Annotated in this window: 4 protein-coding genes and 1 pseudogene; 1 reads left to right on the top strand and 4 read right to left on the bottom strand. The window is 67.7% G+C overall.

The genetic code is table 11. The features are described 5' to 3' along the window. A pseudogene (locus DTL70_RS34710) lies at positions 1 to 100 on the top strand (IS5 family transposase); the annotation flags it as partial. A gap of 16 nt (positions 101 to 116) precedes the next feature. Here the strand turns inward: DTL70_RS34710 and DTL70_RS33145 are convergent. From DTL70_RS33145 to DTL70_RS33120, 4 genes are all read right to left on the bottom strand, one after another. Next, positions 117 to 425, bottom strand: coding sequence for a putative quinol monooxygenase (locus DTL70_RS33145; protein ID WP_007389165.1), 309 nt, complete (start codon positions 423 to 425; stop codon positions 117 to 119). A 306-nt stretch (positions 426 to 731) separates the two neighbouring features. Then, a complete protein-coding gene (locus tag DTL70_RS33135) occupies positions 732 to 1,142 on the bottom strand; it encodes a GlcG/HbpS family heme-binding protein (protein WP_114025727.1) in 411 nt (136 codons plus the stop codon). Positions 1,143 to 1,948: 806 nt separating this feature from the next. Further along, a complete protein-coding gene (locus tag DTL70_RS33125) occupies positions 1,949 to 2,782 on the bottom strand; it encodes an aldo/keto reductase (protein ID WP_114025726.1) in 834 nt (277 codons plus the stop codon). A gap of 134 nt (positions 2,783 to 2,916) precedes the next feature. After that, the gene (locus DTL70_RS33120; RefSeq protein ID WP_019359437.1) at positions 2,917 to 4,017 is read right to left on the bottom strand and encodes an NAD(P)/FAD-dependent oxidoreductase; all 1,101 of its coding nucleotides are present in this window, start codon (positions 4,015 to 4,017) and stop codon (positions 2,917 to 2,919) included. Between the last annotated feature and the right edge of the window lie 630 nt (positions 4,018 to 4,647).

Genomic DNA, 4,647 nt, shown 5'->3' with positions numbered 1-4,647 from the left:
CCGACTCAAGCAGTGGCGTGGCATCGCGACCCGCTACGACAAGACCGCCGAGTCCTACCAAGCAGCCGTCACCCTCGCCTCACTCCTGATGTGGGCGTGACATTTGAAGACAACTCCTAGGCGGGCGGCTTCTCCACGAGGACATCGATCTGCTCGATCGTGGGCTCCTCGAAGAGCTCACCCGTGTTCTCAGCGAGCGCTTGCGCGACCTCACCCGACAGATGCGCCTGGCGTCCGTCGTCGTCGGGAAAGGCGTCGAAGATTCCGAACGACGAGGGTCCGAACTGGATTCCGAACCACCTGACGGTCTTGGGCTCCCCCTCGACGATCGACAGCCCCTGGTTCAAGAAGTCCTGGACGTCGTCCTCCCTGCCGGGAAGTGCTTCGAGGCGTACCAGAAGTGCTTTGCTGACCTGTGTTGCCATCTTGGGTCTCTCCTCTTCCTTTTCCTTGGTTCGCGTCGCCGCGATCATCAGAACGCCGCTATGGCCGCCTCGGCGACCGTCTGATCTTGCTCGCCGCTGCCCCCCCCATCACTCCTACCGAGCCCCAGGACCTGGCCGTCGTGGGGGAGCGGGATGCCACAAACGAAGATCATCATCAACATCGGCCGAGGTGGCGGCACACCCGCGCTTGCCCGTCATGACGACTCCTCTGCTCTCCTACGCGGCTTTCGCACGACTCCTGTGCTCTCCTGCGCGGTTCGCGACGCGGGCGGGATACGCGGGGGGTTACAAGCCTGCGGCAGCCGCCTGGGCGACGCTCTGGTCTTGGTCCCCTGACCCTCCGCTCACCCCGACGGCGCCCACCACCTGTCCGTTGCGGTGGAGCGGCAGGCCGCCGGCGAAGATCATCACGCGGCCCTGGTTGGAGCCGCTGATGCCGTAGAACTGCTGCCCGGGAGCGGCGTTCGCGGCGAGGTCAGCGGTGCTGATGTCGAAGGCGCGGGCGGTGAAGGCCTTGTTGATGGAGATGTCGACGCTGCCGAGCCATGCGTCGTCCATGCGGGCGTGGGCGACGCATGGCTCGGCAGCGTCGACCACGGCGATGTTGCTCGGCTGCCCGAGCTCCTGCGCTCGTTTCTCTCCCGCGTCGATAACCCGCCGAGCGTCCTGAAGGGAGATGCTTTCGATGCTGGTCATGGCGCGCGCTCCTTCTTGAAGTCGTTTCCGGGGATATGGGCCAGCGATCGTTACCGTGTGCCAGCGATCGCTGTGCCCGCTGGCGGCCCCGCTCGACTCACCCTTCCACCGGCGGATCATCACCGCTGCCCCGCCGCCCACAGCCAGGCCGCTCAACGTCAGTGCCTTGCCGTTCATCGCGTGCTCCTCTCCGGGGCGAAGTGGCTCGCCGCCGTGAAAGTGTTCGAGCTGTCTCCACCGTCACCTGGCTTCGCCTCACGTGCAAACGCAGTCCGCGGGTGACCAGCGTCCGATTCGTGGACCAGGCGGCGACTCTCTGGACTCCGCTCTAACGGCCGCGCCGACCCCGAACAGGACTTGACCAAGTTCTGTGGGTGTTCGGGTTGGAGATGATGCCCAGGCGCTCGTCCCAGGTCATCACGATCCTTGGGTGGCCTTGGCGACGACCCGGCCCCGGCCAGTCAGGCGGTCTGACCGAAGCCGGCCGCCGTGAGGTCCTGCTCTCGCAGCGGAGTGCAGTCCACGTCCAGCTTCGGTCGGACACCTCGGGCTGGATACCGAGCTCATGTGTGGAGTACTCACCGAACCGATTGATGTGCTCGGTCAGGTACGGCCAGATGCGCGCCAGGTCCTCCGGCTCGATCGTCCAGCCCTCTTCCAGCAGCTGGCGGACGGTCTCGGCGAAGTCCAAGGGCGTTGTGGAAAATGCCCGCGTTTGCAGGAACAGTGCGACGCCCTCTGCCGCCACCGGTGAAGTCGGGCCACCCGGCTCCGGGCGGAGCCCGGTCGGGCACGCTGCAGGGGTGTCACAGCATCTCCAGCGGCCGTTTGCTCTCCGGCGGCGGGAACGCCCGGTCCAGCGTCGCGAGGTCCTCGGCGGTCAGGTCCACCTCCAGAGCTGCTCTGTTCTCCTCGACGTGCGCGCGGGAAGACGCCTTCGGGATCGCGATGACGTCCTCGTGCCGCAGGACCCAGGCCAGGGCGATCTGCGCGGGCGTCGCACCGTGGGCAGCTGCCACGTCCCGCAACGCCGGGTGGCCGAGCAGACGGCCCTGCTCGACCGGCGAGTACGCCATGACGGGGATCGACAGTTCACGGCACCTGGGCAGCAGACCGTACTCAGGCCCTCGACGGCTGAGGTTGTACAGCACCTGGTCGGTCTGCGGCTCGGCTCCGGGCGGCAGATCCGCGAGATCATCCACGTCCAGGTTGCTCACTCCCCAGGAGCGGATGGCACCCTCCCGCACCAGGGACTCGAATGCCTCGACCGTCTCCTCCAGCGGCACGGCTCCACGCCAGTGCAGCAGGTACAGATCGATCCGGTCCGTGCGCAAACGACGCAGGCTCCCCCGGCATGCCTCGGCCACTCCACCGGCGTCCGCATGGGTGGGGAGCACCTTGCTGACCAAGAAGACCTCGTCCCGCCGTCCGGCCACCGCCTCGGCCACCACTTCCTCCGCCGCGCCGTCCCCGTACATCTCCGCGGTGTCGACGAGGGTCATCCCCAGGTCCAGCCCGGCGCGCAGGGCCGACACCTCGGCCGCGCGGCGCCCGGGATCCTGCCCCATCCCCCAGGTGCCCTGACCGAGCACCGTGACCGCAACCCCGCAAGGAAGGATGACCGTCCTCGGATCCGCCATGGCTTCCTCCTGGATGTAACGGTGGCCAAAGACTGCCAACCACCAACAGCACCACGATCGCGCATCGGATGGCACCGCGATCACCGACGTAGGTACCACGTCGTCGGAGCAGGATGCGCCGACTGTTGGGGCGTTCAGCGGGGCTGGCCGAGTGCTGCCGCCGGCCGCAGGTTCTCCTCGAGTTCATCGTCCATGGCCGCGCCGGCCAAGGCCCGTCCCAGTCGAGGTGCCTGTTTAAAGAGGTTGTGCCCGGCGGCGAAGAAGATTCTGTCGGCTTCCCAGACCGCCATGCCGTCCTCACTCCACGGCAGGCTTGTCACCCAGCAGTTGAGGCGCTCGACGGGCTCGGGGTCAAGGCCGGGCAATGCGTGGGAGATGTACGCGCGGGCGCGGTCACTGAGTGCCGTCAAGGCTTCGGCGTCCGCGAAGCTGCCGTCCTCCCGCACCTCGACCGTTTCGCTGAGACCCACCGCATACCGGCTGTTGCCCGGGTAAGGGGCTGCGTAGACGCCAACCTCACCGAAGTCGCCGCTGCTGTCCTGCAGGCAGGCGACCCGTTCCGGGGGCGCTCCCCTGACCTGGAAGGTGAGGCGGACGTGGGCTGCCGGCTGTACCGGCAGCGAAAGCCCCACGTTGCGCGCCAGCCGCGCGGTGCCCACGCCCGCGCACACCACGGCCGTCGCGTACTCTTCGCGGCCGACGCTACTGACCACCTCTACCGTGCCGCGGCCCGTCGGATACAGCGAGATGACTTCATCGGTGACCAGCGAGTCACCCAGCGCATCGGCCAGCCGCTCGACCGCGGCACGGGTGCGGATGGCACCGCCGCCCTCATCGAGCATCGCGGGACCGCGGTAGTCGGCGAGCAGCGGCATGCGCGCGTGAAGCTCGGCGCTGTCCACGGTGCGGGCCGGTATGCCGCCGGCATCCTGCAGAATGCGCAGTCTCCCAGGAACGGTACTGCCCAGTGCGACCACTCCGTCCCGGGAGACCAGCTCTGCGCCCAACCGGTCGGCCCACTCGTCCCAAACGGCGCGGGCCTCCCGGGTGAATTCCACCAGGCGGGCGTCGTCGTGCGCGTGGCGGAATATGCGGGACTGGCCACCGGATTGCCCGTGGCCTGGAACGCCGCTCTCGTAGACCCGCACCGCCGTTCCGCGTTCGGCCAGTGCGTAGGCGGTGCAGAGTCCGACGATGCCGGCCCCGACCACGGCCACCTCGGGAACCCGGTCCATTCGATCGCCTCACTTCGCGTCCCGGAGCCGTCCCCCTGCGGGCCAGGGACTAAGTTCATCTGTCGCCGCCGCGAACGGGTGGGTGACTGGACCCCATGAGCATTGCCAGTTCTACGTGACTTGGCGGCGCAACCCTGCCTCCTCCAGCCTCACACCGGTACGAAATATGTCAACCGGTCACCTCGGACAACGATCGTGACCCACCGGCGGAGAGCCGCGGGTCGGACGTCCGGTCAAGGCACGGCAGGAGGAGTCTGAGCAGTACATCGGCCGGCTGGCGATTCCGTCGCTGTCCAGACCAGCGGGCTGCAGGGGTTCCGCTCGGCCGAGATGTCGACCCGCCGGACGTGGTGACGGCAATCGGAGCGATGGGTGCGGAATGACCTTGCATCATGATCAGCCTGGCAGCTTCCGCAGCCAGGACATCCTGCACATCAGAGTCCAGGCTCATCGTGTCGTTCCCCGTGCTCTGGCCAGCCCGTAGCGGGCGCGAGGGGGAGGTCTGTGCAGGTCATGTCCCTTGTCGTGGTGTAGGCGATCAGCCGTCTGACGTGGCGGGCAGGACGATTGTGTCGTCGGGGTAGAGGGCGTCCATGCTTTCGTTGGAGAGGTAGCGGCGGGGGAAGGCGA

This window comes from Streptomyces diacarni, from assembly GCF_003323715.1.
Classification (GTDB): Bacteria; Actinomycetota; Actinomycetes; order Streptomycetales; family Streptomycetaceae; genus Streptomyces; species Streptomyces diacarni.
Note: the sequence above shows the minus strand (reverse complement) of the source record. Positions and strands in the feature narration are given on the sequence as shown.